We start from the raw sequence: 12,554 nt of genomic DNA on the forward strand, positions 1-12,554 counted from the left end.
AGAAAGTAACTTAGACCAGTGTTGATCATTCAGCATTGTACGAGGCATAGCGAGAAGTAAATTTGGTTTGGCGATTAAATTTTACTTTCTCGCTATTTTTTTGAACAGAAAATGTCAACAGACCCTAACTAATTGCTCGTTAAATTATTCTTAATGCATTACGGCGATACGGCTAATAGAAAAATCATATTAGTACGCAAGCGATGTTTTTTAATTGATTAAAAAAAGATTGAAAATCTTATTTTTCGAGAAAAGTTTGCCAGGTTGTGTTTTCCAATAAAATGAAACTATCAAAAGCAGAAAGCTTAAAACTTGGAGTGAACAGCATGTCAAATTTAAACGCTCAATCAGTACAGTTACAAGGCACTTTATACATCGGTTTCCCTAAAACTTTTAGCGGTGCTCACATGGAAACATTGTTTGATGAAATCTCAGATTACATCGACAACAACTGTGATTTAACCCTTGCGGATCTTCAAGCGGATAGTGACTATGCTCAACTTCAATTTCAACAGCACATGCCGACATTGGCTGATAAAACAAATTTCTTCTTCATGGATGTTGAAATCTACGTTGCAACATTAAAAGAAAACTTTGGTCATACATCAGTACTCGACCAAGTTACCTCAGTAAATATCTTTGGCAAAAACCTTGAAGACATTTGCACGTTAATGGCTCAAAACGGCTACGCATACGACCGTATAGAAGATTGTTGGTCACGCGAACTTTCTTAATTCAATTCACCCATACGCACGGATAACGTGCGTATGCCACTGAATCACATTTGAGGATATAAACCATGCAAAACCTAATTACAGCGCATTGCGAGCTAACCATCAAACATGATGAAAAACAGCAAAAAAATGTCGGGCCTGTTGTTGTGACGTTTGGGGCGATCTTTACTGCTGAGTCGGTGAATGAATTGTTTTGCGCTATATGCCAAGACGGAATCAGATTTAAAGCAATCTATAACCCCGACAATATGTATTTTTTACGCCATGAGCTAAGCCCAATTGCTGATTTGTCAGTTAAGACAGACCAAGACGGCAACATTATTGTCAGTGTGATTGCATCCACTAGCCCATATTTTGAGATCAAAGTACTAAAAAATGGTTTTACCAACTCAGACACCTTAAATAGTTCTGCGATTCGCACGTTGGTTCGCAACCATCAAAGCCCATTCCAAGAGCAAATTTCTGACTACTTTGAAACAGACCAAATTTTTAAAACCATGCAAGCAATTTTTGCACACACGTATTTAAGCCGATAAGGAACTTCACCATGACGACCGCTACTGCTACCGCTGAAAAGACCGTGTTCAAACGTGAAACGTTGGAGCTGAAGAACATCCATGTTTACACCCAAAACGACCGCATTAACCAAAAAAGTCGCGTTGGCGACCGTGCATACGACAATGGATTAGTGAAGGACATCCTGTTCAGCCCTATGCTTTGGGCTACCCCTGAATTTTCATCTAGCTATGTTACTCAGATTCAAATTAAAGGCACACGCATTTATGATTCACTTTGCAGTTATACTGGCGTTCGCACCTATTTTTATAAGTTGTCAGACAGTGAGTTTGGGTGCATGTATCAAAAACGTCCGTACCCACAAAACGACTTTCTCTTAATTTTTGCAAACTTAACGCAAATGTTTAACGATGCAGTTTGTTACTTTGGAAACAACAGTAATAAAAACGCTTTTAAAAGTCTAGATTTTGACATCGAATGCGGTGTTTCACGGTTCAATTTACAGCAACGCTTATTAGAGTTTTATAAGAAGTCTAAACGCCAATTGACCATCAGTGAAACAACAAGCGGGATGCTTGGTGACTCGAATCTTCGCTATAACATCTTTGTTCGCAACCAACCAAAATTGGACAAACACGGCAAGCCGTTAAAATGCACCAAAAAACTCATTAAGCTGTACAAAGAGCGTGGCACAGTTGCGATCTATGGCGGTGACTGCATTTCACCACTCAAGCTCGTTAAACACCAACAAATCAAGCTAGAGAGCGAAAATGGCAAGTTTTCATATACGACTGACTTCATCACGTTGTACTCAGTAGAACAAGACATGTACACCTTATATATTCCCTATTCAGTACTTAATGAAAGCTACGGAACAACTAATAAATTTTATGGTTTGCATCTCACCCAAGAAGAAGCAGAAAAAACCATCCCGAAATTATTAGAACGTACTCAAAAGTATTTAAACCATAAAAAAGGTTAATACCCTTGCGTTGATCAGCTAATTGATCAACTGCTGGCTTTATAAACGCAAACGATGTTTTTTTAATTGATTAAAATAATCCAAAACTTAATTTTGATAATTCAGCACCCATAATTCTACTAATGCATTTCCATCAAGCCTTAATTCAAACCATATTCAATTAACAATGAATTAACACCACTACGGCGTTATTTCTTAAATGTGGTATATGGCTTTACCCACCCCCTACTCGTCTATGGCTAATTGTTCCAGTGTCAGTCAAAAAATGAAATATAATTCATTCTCAAAAATGAGAATCTGTTCACAAATGGGAACGCGAAGCAGCCTTAATTTTAAAAATACCAGTTCATCTAGACTAAATTTGAGTAAGTCTGATTAATATTGAATAAAAAACCTAAGTTTTTCGCCGTATGTTTTAATCTTCAAGGGTTTAACTTTAATGAAATTTTTTTAAATAAACTAATTTAGTGGATTTTGACCGTTATAATGGTTTTATCTCGAGGCATATTGCCTTAAACTTGGAGCCGTGTGATGTTAAAACTATCTAGTATCTTTTCTCATGAAGCTAGGATTGAATCCCTTGTTATTCAATTTGAAGCCGATTATCAAACTGCACTAAAGCAAGGTTTAGATATTTACTTTGGCGTTGGCTATGCAACTAATGAGGATAGTCAATCTATACAGGCGTATCTTGTGAAAGATAAGGAGATTTATAAAAAGCATTACTGGAGTTGGGAATACCCAAGAACACCACACAAAATTGAAAAAACTAAAGCTGAGCACCGCCATTGGTTAAACCTAGCTGATGTACGAAACGCTGCGCTCGAGGCGAATATTACAAAATAAAAAGGTAATCTAAATGATAAAAAAAAGTGTGGGTTTTGAACGTGCTTCTGATGTTCAAGCCATCGTTTACTCAGTAAAAGATGGATCTGCAGTTTTTGTCGTACCAAATGGCTTTGTGGTGCTGGAGGTTCCATTGTCACAAACTCAAGCCGAGTACTTCAAGATGTATGAGAAGTCACCTAATGTTTTTGTGTTGCACGGTAAGGCAAAATTCCATTACGTGTGTGATTGTGAAGTTGAACTGGTTGGCTTTAGTGTGGAAAGATCTAAGCTAACAAATCAATTGGTCAATCCAAGCTTATTTAGCCACATTGATAAACCTGCAGTCAGTATAGATTGCATCTATGATGATATGTCTGCACCAACTATAAGCCCTGGCTTTTATTGTTAATTAGCTGGTATAAAAGATGCCCGAAATTCGGGCTTTTAATTTGTCTGAAGACAAGTTATTTCAACTCGCACGGCGCTTTAATTCTGATGTTATTTGCCCAAGAATAAACATCCGAACCTTTTTGTGGGAAAGGCTGACTCTTAGAATACTGCAACCAAAACACCGAATTATGGGTTGGATCTTGTGCCTTACGTTTTTCACGTAATTTAATCAGGCTTTCTCTTAACGCTGCAGTATCGTATTTTGGATCAAGTGACATAAAACCTACCGCAAACAGATCCGCATAAGATTCTCGCCATAGTTGCGTTTTACCGCTACTTTCAGCCGTTACAAAGGTAGATACATCATCCATCTTTACTTTGGACCGATCAGACGGCGCAATTGAATTTAATGCTTTAAGTGGCTGGCCAAGTTCACCAGGCACATCGGTCGCACGATCTAAACAGTGAGATAACTCGTGCGCTAATATCAGCATTTCCCAATCGTTGTAGCTTACATCGGTTTTTGCTTCTTTATACATGGTGTTCATGCTGGTTTTAGACATATTCACCAGGCAATATCCTGTACTAGATCTTAATGAAGCTGGAGAAGCTTGCGGTATATCTAAGGAAGTTAAAGCCCAACTTTCGTTAAAGTCACCTAACACAAGTGGCGCGTTGTAGTTTTCCTTGGCAAACTTTTGTAGTTGATTGAAGTTACTACCCGGTACCATCGCAGCAATATGGTCATGGTTGAACTGTTTCTTTTCTAGCGTTTTGAAACACCATATAAAACCATATGACAGTAGAAACATTAGGAGTGGAACAACAGCAACAGAGAGCATAAGTAGCTTAAAGTTTTCGTCTAGTCGCTTGGTTCGGTCTTTGGTCTTAATATAAGGTGTTGCCAAGCACCAGCTGAGCACTACTGTCATCAATATTAAAATAACAAGAAAAGTCATGGTGTAGCCAACTGGTTCAATAAACGTAAAGGCAATCCACGCATAACAAGTTAGGACGGTTAAGGTCCACAAAATGATGTTTAAAATGATTTTTGTTTTCACGCAGTTAGCATCCCTAATCTATAAAAATAAATGTGGCCCATTAAACGGGCCATATTGAGTCTGTTCTCTTCATCATCGCCAATGTGGTCGATATAAATAATTAACAAATCATCAAAGCTAAAAACTTTTCTTAAAAATTTAAGTTGGCTGCACACCAGGATAATCGTTGTAGTTGCCATCAATAAATTGATTGGTCGATTTACTGACATCATACCAAATCGGCATGCATTTCGACTTGTCACTTTGATCGATGGCCATGTATGGAAGTCCTAATTCGTTTTGAATCAATTCAGCACCCATAAATGGCTCAAGAACCTTCATAGGAATGGAAAACAAACACTCAACATACCCATTATCATGAATGACCTTCCGACTGGCTTTAGAAGCACTGTCAAAGCGCAATGCATTCCACAAGTGAGAAGCTTCATTGATGGTATGTGGTTGTTTTAGGTAATTAGGATTTTCAGACGCATAGATCGACAGTGTATTCACATCAATCATCAGCTTAAGTACACCTGAACCGACCATATGTTCAATCGGTATATACAGCATGATAGCGCCGTATCCTAAGCTTCGTTTTTTAGCATCTGGATGTTCACCAATACCACCAATAACGCTATGAATAAGAATAGGTAGAGTTGTGTTCATTTTATAAACCTTTCAATAGTTTTGTAGCTCTTTATACATTTGATACCGCGTATAGCAGATATATAACACGGCGATGTTAATAGAGATTGCATGAAGAATGATGATCAGGTTGGCACCCGATAATTCATCATATAAGGGCGAATAAAACGCATAAACGACTGAGAGTTCAGACATTAAAATCCAAAAAAAGCGGATAGAGGGGATATATTTAAAAGCTTCACTTTTTGCTTAATTTGTTTTTGCTGACTCATATTTCTCACCATTAGATTACAGCCATTAATATTGATTAATGATTTCATCCATCACATAAATTGAGTAGTTGTACTGGTCTAAGCGATATTTGCTTTCTTCAGTATGTTCACTGGCCAATGCTTGTAGTTGAGTTTCGTTCATGGAAGAAGCATAGCGGTTACGGATTGATTTAAGCTGGCTCAATTCTAAACGTCCAGTACTCTTGGTCAGATTGCTGACAGTTGTGAATAGATCCTGGTCATATTCTTGCAATTCACCATACAGCCAAGCAAGGTGTTCTGCATTGATGTATGGGTTATTTTTTTCATAGTAGTTTTTCAGTTTGAATAAACTCAAACCACATATGAACACAGCAACCATAAGGCTAATGACAAGCCCCTCACCGAGTTTAAGTAGGTATAGGAATATAAAGATACTAATCACGCCAATGGCAATAGAGATATATCGCATGGTTTGATTTTGGAACATTTCTAACATGGGCATTACTCACTTTTTGTAATGTTGTTTTGATAAAGATGGTCTATTTGAGCGATGGCAAGTTTCATGCGTTCCGTGGTGCAAGTCAGGTCGTCATCAAAACGATGGTTGAATTCAACAATCCCCTGTTCTTCCATGTCTTGCATTTCACGCTTAGCATTACTTAAGCCTTTTTCTATACCAACCAGATTCAAGTTAAAGAAGTCTTCTAGTAGCTTTTCACTCTCAATGATTTGTTTGAGCTCAGTAACATAGACTTCAGTTTTCTTTTTGCTGATTTCCGCAGCCATCGCATAACGAAAGTTGCCGTTTACAACAACAGTTTTGAGATCTGGTGAATATTCGTTGTATTCACTTGGAATTCGACTAACGGACTGGACGGCGTGACTCCAGCCATACTTCTGAAAATATTCAATTCCCGTCATGGTATATACCTACGATTGTTCTTTTTTAAGTTCAATAACAGCCAATAACGCTTTGTTTTGGCGTTCCAATTCATATTGTTTTTGACGGTCTACATTTTGGCGATCGAAAAGTTCTCTAATCTGCTGTTTGTAGTGGTTGTCATAGTACGAATAGGCTTTACGTTCTGCTTTTCTACGTGCAATGCGAACTTTGGGATGCCAGTTGAATTCTTTGTCGTCTGCATAACCCCTCATGAACTCAACCAGTTTGCTATCACCACGCATTTTACAAACCTTAATGAAGCCCATTTCTAAAACTGTAATTGGCGCACGGCGCGGATCTCCAAACTCCCAACGCCGTTTAATCCCAAAGCCACACATCTCTATTTGAACCGTAATCATGGTTTAACCTTTATCAAATGTTTGAGCTTCTGGATCTTCGACATTAAATCTGGACCATCACTTTCATGGTAAACAAGGTGTTCATTAACGAATGTGATAAAAGCATCCAATTCAGTTTGAATCGTTGCCAATTGATTGCGTAACCACTGGCATGTGGCTTCATCTTGTTTTATCGCCGTTTCAAGCAATCCTCTCGCATGTTCATAGGCATTTGCCTCACCTTGCGCCACCATATCTGCAGATGATTTCCAATCGCCCCATTTCTTATTCCAAAAGTCATCGAGCAACTGCAGTAATTTTTCCACTTCCAATTGGTCATCGCTGATGGCTGGTGTTTGCATTTGATAGATAGATTTTTTAGTTTCTACTTCACTTTGCATCCAACCATCACGAAAAGCTTCCCATTTCGCCTGATGCACCCAAGAAGAATAATTGCCACTGGCCAACAGACTACCGACCACGCCGTATCTATTTTCAAAAGCGCTACGAGCTTCAATTTCTGAAGCAATGTTTTCATTAGTATTTTGCGTATCAATCATGCTGACTATCCCCATGAAGCAAAGGCACTTGTAATGAGATTTTTGTTTCCTTCATCTCATGAAGTTTTTGAATCGCACGTTCTGGATCTATCACCCATGCATCAAAGAGAAGTTGAGTGACAAAAGAAAACTTCTCACCAACTTTGCGGAACGGTGTGCCGTGGCTATTCAGGAATTGTTCAAACACAAGATATTGCTGTTCGATGGCCTGGTTAAGTTCAAACAGGTCAATACAGCCCTCTATCAAGTTGTACTCACCTAAAGCATTCGGCATAAACATCCATTTACGCTCATGGGTTAAGCCATCTACATGTAGGTAGGCGTGTTTGTTGAGGCTAGTCCACTCAGGTTTCATCATGACGTAGGTGTTGTACTCGTCATCTTCAAGATAGTTGTAGTGGGTAGCATCAACGGGTTTCTTTGCTAAAACAGAAATGGCCTGTTCAAGTGTCAGACCGAGAATGAGTGCATGTGGTGTAGTTGATGATTGGTGATCCATATTCCCTACCCCTTAGATTGTCGGGCTAGTCGGTTTAGGACCACTCAAACAAATTTCGTTTTGAACGTGATTGTAGATCTCAGCCAAGTGAGGTCGTGTGCTAAAGAATTGATCTTCTGATGTATCAGAGAGGTTAGCACTCATGATGGTGAGTAGTGCTTCATTTTTGAATTGCGCTTGAACCGCTGACTTTAATGCACCATTCAATGAAGCATACAGATTGTTGAATAGCGAAATAACACGGGCATTCTGATCATTCTTTTTGAAGAAGATAAAATTAACTTCACGTTCACGGAAAAACACCAGCTGATATTCAAGCCCTGATTCTGATAAATCATTCCCCATATCAATCAATGCATCATCTGGAACGGCGAACGCAGCGTATTTTGAATCAAAGTTTTGAAGTGCTTTACTTGAGATTAGATTCAAACTTACTTTGCCTTGAATCGGCACACATTGGCTCAGTTTCTTAGCCAAGTAATGTGCAGCAGCCATGTGATGTGATCCACCAGCATTTTGAACAAAAATCTTAGGACTCCAGCCATAGATAAAAAAATGATCAGTGGTTGTATCTGGAGAGTTTAATAAACGGATTTCTGGCCATAACAACATTCGTTCTAAATTTTCCATACTCACATCACTAATGTAATCAGGGCATGCGTTTTTTACAAAATCATCAATGCTACGGTACTGGCTTAAATCCGACTTGGAATTTGAGAAGCCCCCAATTTCAGATAGGTCAAGTAAGCATGGTGTTTCAAGATGAATGGTTTCTGAAAAAATCGGGTTAAATACTTCAGCCAATTCTTCAGCAAAGGTAGAGATGTAGAACGGCTTATGATTTTGCGTATCTTGACCAAGGTAGCTGATGGAATCGTTATCTTTGGCATGTGGATTCAAAACAATGTTTTTGCCTGGTACAAAATTAGTAGGAGATATACCAGTCATACAAAGAGAATCTTTGATTTGATGAAAAGGGAAAACATCGGTCATGGCGATGCTGTCAGAATTGACTAAACGGGTATCAATAAAGGGTTTTAACTTGAGATTCTTATAAAGCTTATGTTTTGCTGAAAATACCGAAAGTAAAGTGTCTAACATTTTAAGCACTCCATTGATTAATGCTTTATTAAAACTAATAAAGATATATTAATACAGAAAGTGCTTATAAGTATTTTTTTGGAAAATTAATTTAAGAATTGCGGTTGAGTGGTATTAGTTGCAAGTGGTTGTACGGCGTTGTTATCGACAGACTTTGAGTACTGTTGCACTTCAACAATTCGCACACCTTTAACGTGTAAACGTGTTTTATAGTCAGTCATTCCAAGTGTTTGTAAGTCGTCTAGCTGTTCTTTAGTCATTGCCTATATCCTGTATATTGGATGTGATTTAAGGGCAATTTAATTGATGTATTAAGGATTGTAAAGGGTAAAACACAGTTCATTAAACTTTTTATGAAATGGTATATACCGATTAAGCCTAAAACAAAATAAGGTTTTAAGAAGTGGTTTAGTTATGTTTAAGAATACGCACGTTAAAACTAAGTTGTTATATTAAAATGCATCTAAACTAGGGTTAAAACCAAACTGGATGCCAATATGTGTTCAAACATTGAATCTTACGCCGTGAACCTATCCAATGTACCTAAAGCTATCTCTTGCTTGAATATGTATGACTTTCAAACGTTAGCACTAGGACCAACCTATTTACCCCGATTTATCACTTGCAGATCGCCACATTCCATATACGGCGCTATTGGTTGCATTTGATGTGAATGCGTCTGAAAAGTTTCGCTTACTCGAAATGATAGTGCCTGAAGCCATTCCGCTGTCGCAGTTGTTGTTATTGGCCATATTCAATGAAACGCCGTATAAGAGCGAATATGAAATAGCCCAATACATGCCGAGTGATGAATTAAGGCGTATTAAGTACAAACAGCTCACCCAAAAAAAACTAAAGGCTGGATAACCAGCCTTATGTCTTCTACATGGATGCGTTTAGTCATCCTTTTTTTTGATTGTAATGCCTGATCGTAATGAAGCTGAAGAACCTTTTGAACCAAGTATCACCAACAATTTTTCAAAAGTAACGCATTCGTGCGAGAACGGGTTTTTCATCAAAGCTTTTTCAAACTTAGCTGCATACTGTTGTTCTACGAATTCCATTTCATTTTGAGTGCTATGTGAGATGGCTTGATCAAGACTGGCTTTGTTTTCCGCAATGTATTGTGTCTGATCTTCAGGTTTTACATGGCGTGGCATCTGAACAAGCTGATATTCAGTAATTGGCGCAACGGTTAAGTCATATCCTGTTAGGATCTCTTTCAATTCATCATAGTAGCTGTCTAGGTTCATTGGTGTGATAACGGCGCGAGTCACAGTTTCAACATCACTTTCCTGTTGAGCCTGTTCAGGTTCGCTTATACGTTCACCATAGATATTAAATTCAGCATCAAGATCCGCATTGTTGTAAGCACCAGCTTGTACTTGAGGTGAAATGTCAGAATCTTTACCGAAGTACTGGAACTGTTTTCGCTTCTCAATAATCTGGTCTTTAATGTTTGCTTCTTTTTGTGCTGAAACAATACTTTCACGGTGTTTTTGTTCTTTGGAGATTTCACCTTTCGCCGTGGACGAAGACATTACTGTTCTTTGACCAGGTGCCATCCCTTCAGGTGTGATGGATTCAAGACGTCTTGCTTCAAGAATCTGATGTACAAAATCTTGAGTAAAGTCTTTTACCGTGTTGTTGTTTTCGTACAAGGTGTTATTGAGCTTTCTGCAGATCTCAAAATCACCAAGCGCCGTGACATTGGCAGATGAATTGTTGTCTGTCAGTAGCGTGTGTTTTTCCTCAATCTCATGAATGAAGTCTTCAATTTTTAAAGTAGGATCGTAGATTTCAGATTTTTGGATATTGAAGATTGGGCAAAGGTCATTTAAGCGTAAGTACTTGGGTTGAGTATCAGCCACATAGAACGCCAACATTGATACGATTTTAACGTCTGAAGTTTTACCACCTTCCCCTTTAGTTGATATGAGCAAGGTAAATTCGCCGTTGTGCTGTCCGGCAATTTGTTCAATTGTCACACGTTTTTCTTTGGCGAACTGGACTTCTGTTTGTGGTACCGAACGGTTGAATACTAGACCTTGATACATATTGATTGAGTTAACTTTACCTTGCCACTCTTCACCAGCAAAACCATCAACCAATTTGTATGTTGTACTTTCAGCACCCGAAGTAGTACGTCCAATGGCTTTAACGGTCGTGTTACCCCATGTAGCAGCTGCTTCCTCTTTAGATCCACGTTCAATATCTTCAAATGTTTGAGCACCGAACGTAATAGAGAAGTTAAGCGAACGTGCCTGAGCTGGTAAAACCGAAGCACCGACAATAACGATGTAGCCCCATTCGTCCAAAAATAGCTTAAATGAAGTAGAGGCGTTGGTTGGTCGTGCGTCAATAATGGCACGGCGTAAACCTTCCATTTTGTTACCAAGGGAACCAGCCATCATTTGTTTAATTGAGCCAATGATTAATTTTCCGAGCATTTTGAGTGAGTCTGGTGAACGCTCAAGAGCTGGTAATGGCACAGTTAAGATACGGCGGTTAAGTACAACGTCAAAAATATCAATATCACCGCCATGCTCTACACCAAAGATGTGACCATAGTTAAACGTCAAGTCGTTAATCGCCTTGGTTAACTGCATGGTGATATAACCGTGTTGCTCACGGGTTTTGGTTTCTTGTTTCTTTAACTTTTTAGGGTTGCTTGAATAACCAGGTAATGAAACGAGGTAGCCTTGAAGCTGTTCAGCCACACGTTCAAAGTCAATCCCGTATTTATCGTTATGACAAAATACCAATTCTTCAAGTGCTTCAAGTTCCATGTATTGCGTGAATACTTTTGGTGAAAGCTGAATGAAGCCATTGTCACGTAGATAGACCAAAACTCGTGTAAGTGCAGCGATAAAGGCCATCGCACGACCTTTCCACATGTCACCACCGCCACCGCCTGAGTCATCAAGCAAGTTGATCAAGAATTCAATCAACATCCCTGAGCTGGTGTTGCTCATTTGGTTCATTGAGTTGGTCATCTTGTCGGTTTGTGCACGTAGCATGTTACGACCTGAGGTAATGAAGTTGATCGTTAATAGATCCTCATTACGCCCAAAGCGGTTACATAAACGATAGTGGTCTTGTTGAGCCTTGGTATCACCTTTTGCGTCTACAAAGATATAACCTGAGTTTTGTACGTACTGGTTGGCACAGTTACCTAGCATGTATTCTGTTTTACCCGAACCCGTAGTACCTAACACAATTTGATGTGTACGGTCATCGGAGTTGGATGCATAAACAGGTAGACCAGTTTCACGGCAACGACCAAGGTAAGTCACACCCTCACCTTGTAGCTTATCGCGATTGGTACGTGCGTATTCCAAAAAGGCTTTTGGATTGTCCAGTACGTCATCTTTTACGCGTGATGTAATGTCAGTTGACGCATCCAGTGAGTTTGAATGCAACGGCGCACGGAATGGCCACTCAAAAAAGTAATCATTCGGATGTGTGTAGCGTTTTAATAGGTAATACGCGATCCCTATAAATATCTCACCGCCAAACGGAACAACAAACAAAATAACTGCAATAGCACCAAGAACGCCAACCAAATAATTAGCGCCGTCTGGCGCTGTAAGTTTTAAATGGATTTTCTCTAAGCCTGATCGTGTATCACGCTTAAGCGAACTAGGTCTGAACTTTGTTTGTGTGCCGTATTTTTGTGTAGAAGCCATACTTTGCGACCTACTCTTTTATCTTCAGGATA

The 12,554-nt window shown here is 39.0% G+C and carries 17 protein-coding genes; 6 read left to right on the forward strand and 11 right to left on the reverse strand.

All coding sequences use genetic code 11. The features are described from left to right. Positions 1–326 precede the first annotated feature (326 nt). The 5 genes from DYI81_RS10005 (at position 327) to DYI81_RS10025 (ending at position 3,469) form a co-directional block, all read left to right on the forward strand. Positions 327–734 (forward strand): hypothetical protein, encoded by a 408-nt coding sequence (locus DYI81_RS10005; protein ID WP_005005986.1) that lies wholly within the window; start codon positions 327–329, stop codon positions 732–734. Between the two features lie 65 nt (positions 735–799). Beyond that, on the forward strand, positions 800–1,270 hold the full coding sequence (locus tag DYI81_RS10010; RefSeq protein WP_005005983.1) for a hypothetical protein: 471 nt from the start codon (positions 800–802) through the stop codon (positions 1,268–1,270). 11 nt (positions 1,271–1,281) lie between these two features. Next, positions 1,282–2,232 (forward strand): hypothetical protein, encoded by a 951-nt coding sequence (locus DYI81_RS10015; RefSeq protein ID WP_005005981.1) that lies wholly within the window; start codon positions 1,282–1,284, stop codon positions 2,230–2,232. 531 nt (positions 2,233–2,763) lie between these two features. Continuing rightward, positions 2,764–3,078, forward strand: coding sequence for a hypothetical protein (locus DYI81_RS10020; protein WP_024160774.1), 315 nt, complete (start codon positions 2,764–2,766; stop codon positions 3,076–3,078). Positions 3,079–3,091: 13 nt separating this feature from the next. Next, positions 3,092–3,469 (forward strand): hypothetical protein, encoded by a 378-nt coding sequence (locus DYI81_RS10025; RefSeq protein ID WP_087554358.1) that lies wholly within the window; start codon positions 3,092–3,094, stop codon positions 3,467–3,469. A gap of 55 nt (positions 3,470–3,524) precedes the next feature. On the opposite strand, the gene DYI81_RS10030 is transcribed toward DYI81_RS10025, so the two are convergent. The 10 genes from DYI81_RS10030 to DYI81_RS17940 form a co-directional block, all read right to left on the reverse strand. Next, positions 3,525–4,511, reverse strand: a complete 987-nt coding sequence (locus tag DYI81_RS10030) for a hypothetical protein (RefSeq protein WP_117007468.1) — start codon at positions 4,509–4,511, stop codon at positions 3,525–3,527. Between the two features lie 138 nt (positions 4,512–4,649). After that, complete coding sequence (locus DYI81_RS10035) at positions 4,650–5,159, reverse strand: hypothetical protein (RefSeq protein WP_005005975.1); 510 nt, start codon at positions 5,157–5,159, stop codon at positions 4,650–4,652. 12 nt (positions 5,160–5,171) lie between these two features. Beyond that, complete coding sequence (locus DYI81_RS17935) at positions 5,172–5,333, reverse strand: hypothetical protein (RefSeq protein WP_005005933.1); 162 nt, start codon at positions 5,331–5,333, stop codon at positions 5,172–5,174. 102 nt (positions 5,334–5,435) lie between these two features. After that, a complete protein-coding gene (locus DYI81_RS10040) occupies positions 5,436–5,888 on the reverse strand; it encodes a hypothetical protein (RefSeq protein WP_005005931.1) in 453 nt (150 codons plus the stop codon). Between the two features lie 5 nt (positions 5,889–5,893). Next, a complete protein-coding gene (locus DYI81_RS10045; RefSeq protein WP_000145713.1) occupies positions 5,894–6,313 on the reverse strand; it encodes a hypothetical protein in 420 nt (139 codons plus the stop codon). Positions 6,314–6,322: 9 nt separating this feature from the next. Continuing rightward, the gene (locus tag DYI81_RS10050; RefSeq protein ID WP_005005929.1) at positions 6,323–6,694 is read right to left on the reverse strand and encodes a hypothetical protein; all 372 of its coding nucleotides are present in this window, start codon (positions 6,692–6,694) and stop codon (positions 6,323–6,325) included. After that, positions 6,691–7,233, reverse strand: a complete 543-nt coding sequence (locus tag DYI81_RS10055) for a hypothetical protein (protein WP_005005928.1) — start codon at positions 7,231–7,233, stop codon at positions 6,691–6,693. The genes DYI81_RS10050 and DYI81_RS10055 overlap by 4 nt, the downstream gene beginning before the upstream one ends. Further along, positions 7,226–7,732: a hypothetical protein gene (locus tag DYI81_RS10060; protein WP_033917403.1), complete on the reverse strand. Its 507-nt coding sequence runs from the start codon at positions 7,730–7,732 to the stop codon at positions 7,226–7,228. The genes DYI81_RS10055 and DYI81_RS10060 overlap by 8 nt, the downstream gene beginning before the upstream one ends. Positions 7,733–7,744: 12 nt before the next feature. Next, complete coding sequence (locus DYI81_RS10065) at positions 7,745–8,833, reverse strand: DUF6685 family protein (RefSeq protein WP_117007469.1); 1,089 nt, start codon at positions 8,831–8,833, stop codon at positions 7,745–7,747. A gap of 86 nt (positions 8,834–8,919) precedes the next feature. After that, positions 8,920–9,093: a hypothetical protein gene (locus tag DYI81_RS17940; protein ID WP_162900306.1), complete on the reverse strand. Its 174-nt coding sequence runs from the start codon at positions 9,091–9,093 to the stop codon at positions 8,920–8,922. A gap of 409 nt (positions 9,094–9,502) precedes the next feature. Between DYI81_RS17940 and DYI81_RS10070 the strand changes: the two genes are divergently transcribed. Further along, on the forward strand, positions 9,503–9,700 hold the full coding sequence (locus DYI81_RS10070) for a hypothetical protein (protein WP_117007470.1): 198 nt from the start codon (positions 9,503–9,505) through the stop codon (positions 9,698–9,700). A gap of 29 nt (positions 9,701–9,729) precedes the next feature. Here DYI81_RS10070 and DYI81_RS10075 read toward each other — a convergent pair whose 3' ends face one another. Further along, on the reverse strand, positions 9,730–12,522 hold the full coding sequence (locus DYI81_RS10075; RefSeq protein WP_117007471.1) for a type IV secretion protein DotL: 2,793 nt from the start codon (positions 12,520–12,522) through the stop codon (positions 9,730–9,732). Positions 12,523–12,554: the final 32 nt, after the last annotated feature.

The sequence above is a fragment of the Acinetobacter sp. SWAC5 genome (assembly GCF_003419885.1).
GTDB lineage: Bacteria > Pseudomonadota > Gammaproteobacteria > Pseudomonadales > Moraxellaceae > Acinetobacter > Acinetobacter cumulans.

Excerpts from the sequence above, each read along its gene's own strand:
- DYI81_RS10005 (WP_005005986.1), top strand. The coding sequence starts at position 327 with ATGTCAAATTTAAACGCTCAATCAGTACAGTTACAAGGCACTTTATAC.
- DYI81_RS10010 (WP_005005983.1), top strand. The coding sequence starts at position 800 with ATGCAAAACCTAATTACAGCGCATTGCGAGCTAACCATCAAACATGAT.
- DYI81_RS10015 (WP_005005981.1), top strand. The coding sequence starts at position 1,282 with ATGACGACCGCTACTGCTACCGCTGAAAAGACCGTGTTCAAACGTGAA.
- DYI81_RS10020 (WP_024160774.1), top strand. The coding sequence starts at position 2,764 with ATGTTAAAACTATCTAGTATCTTTTCTCATGAAGCTAGGATTGAATCC.
- DYI81_RS10025 (WP_087554358.1), top strand. The coding sequence starts at position 3,092 with ATGATAAAAAAAAGTGTGGGTTTTGAACGTGCTTCTGATGTTCAAGCC.
- DYI81_RS10035 (WP_005005975.1), bottom strand. The coding sequence starts at position 5,159 with ATGAACACAACTCTACCTATTCTTATTCATAGCGTTATTGGTGGTATT.
- DYI81_RS17935 (WP_005005933.1), bottom strand. The coding sequence starts at position 5,333 with ATGTCTGAACTCTCAGTCGTTTATGCGTTTTATTCGCCCTTATATGAT.
- DYI81_RS10040 (WP_005005931.1), bottom strand. The coding sequence starts at position 5,888 with ATGTTAGAAATGTTCCAAAATCAAACCATGCGATATATCTCTATTGCC.
- DYI81_RS10045 (WP_000145713.1), bottom strand. The coding sequence starts at position 6,313 with ATGACGGGAATTGAATATTTTCAGAAGTATGGCTGGAGTCACGCCGTC.
- DYI81_RS10050 (WP_005005929.1), bottom strand. The coding sequence starts at position 6,694 with ATGATTACGGTTCAAATAGAGATGTGTGGCTTTGGGATTAAACGGCGT.
- DYI81_RS10055 (WP_005005928.1), bottom strand. The coding sequence starts at position 7,233 with ATGATTGATACGCAAAATACTAATGAAAACATTGCTTCAGAAATTGAA.
- DYI81_RS10060 (WP_033917403.1), bottom strand. The coding sequence starts at position 7,732 with ATGGATCACCAATCATCAACTACACCACATGCACTCATTCTCGGTCTG.
- DYI81_RS10065 (WP_117007469.1), bottom strand. The coding sequence starts at position 8,833 with ATGTTAGACACTTTACTTTCGGTATTTTCAGCAAAACATAAGCTTTAT.
- DYI81_RS17940 (WP_162900306.1), bottom strand. The coding sequence starts at position 9,093 with ATGACTAAAGAACAGCTAGACGACTTACAAACACTTGGAATGACTGAC.
- DYI81_RS10075 (WP_117007471.1), bottom strand. The coding sequence starts at position 12,522 with ATGGCTTCTACACAAAAATACGGCACACAAACAAAGTTCAGACCTAGT.